This is a genomic window from Neobacillus drentensis, assembly GCF_036962765.1.
Lineage (GTDB): Bacteria > Bacillota > Bacilli > Bacillales > Cytobacillaceae > Neobacillus > Neobacillus drentensis_C.
Genome location: NZ_JBALOS010000327.1, coordinates 1 through 864 on the forward strand (window position 1 = coordinate 1; position 864 = coordinate 864).

At 36.2% G+C, this 864-nt stretch carries 1 protein-coding gene; it reads left to right on the plus strand.

The annotated features are described in order from the left end of the window. Window positions 1-864 (plus strand): AbrB family transcriptional regulator (locus V7137_RS28450; RefSeq protein ID WP_335701170.1); only part of this gene is annotated, 864 nt, incomplete at both ends.

Genomic DNA, 864 nt, shown 5'->3' on the forward strand with positions numbered 1-864 from the left:
AAACAAAACATATTATTTATTCTATTCAGTATGCTTGGAGGGGTTACTCTATCTTTTTCTGGTATCCCAATGGCTTGGATGTTGGGGAGTTTATTTCTCGCAGGCGTTCTTACCAATTTGCGTTTGATAGGCTTAAATTCGCTAAAACAGAAAAATGGATTAAACCCATTTTGGTCCCAAATTGGGCAATTGATTTTAGGTATTCAATTAGGACTAAACTTCAATTTATCAATAATGGACACATTGGAAGATTATTTCTTTATAATTATTTTCATGCTTATTTCTTCCATTGCCCTAGCAATACTCTCAGGAATCATGTTGTGGCGGTTCAGTAACGTAAACATGATGACCAGTCTTTTTGGTACGACCCCCGGCGGTATTTCCGCTATGCCAACAATTGCTGACGAAATAGGTGCCAATGCACCAATCGTGAGTATTATTCAAACAATACGTGTGTTACTTGTCGTAAGTTTAATCCCAATTATCTCAGGAATAATTAATTTCCAATCTGTCAAGATTGCTACAAACAGTAACCACAGTCAACATTCATCTAGCTCTTTACTTAGTACAGGAATTCTAATAATAGGAGCATACCTGGGTTCTAAACTAGGAAAGAAAATTAAAATGCCTGCCCCCTGGCTTGTAGGTAGTATGATTGGAGCTGGAATTGTTCATTTATTTTACCCAATTATTATTATAAGCCACAGTGTTGAATCAGCATACTTGCCCCAAAAAGTCATTATCTTCGCCCAAGTTTTAATTGGCACTAATATTGGTTCGCGAGTGAATTTTGCTATGTTCAAAGGTTTAGGTCAAACAATTATTGTTGGTCTGATTACTTCTCTTTGCCTTATTGTATCTATG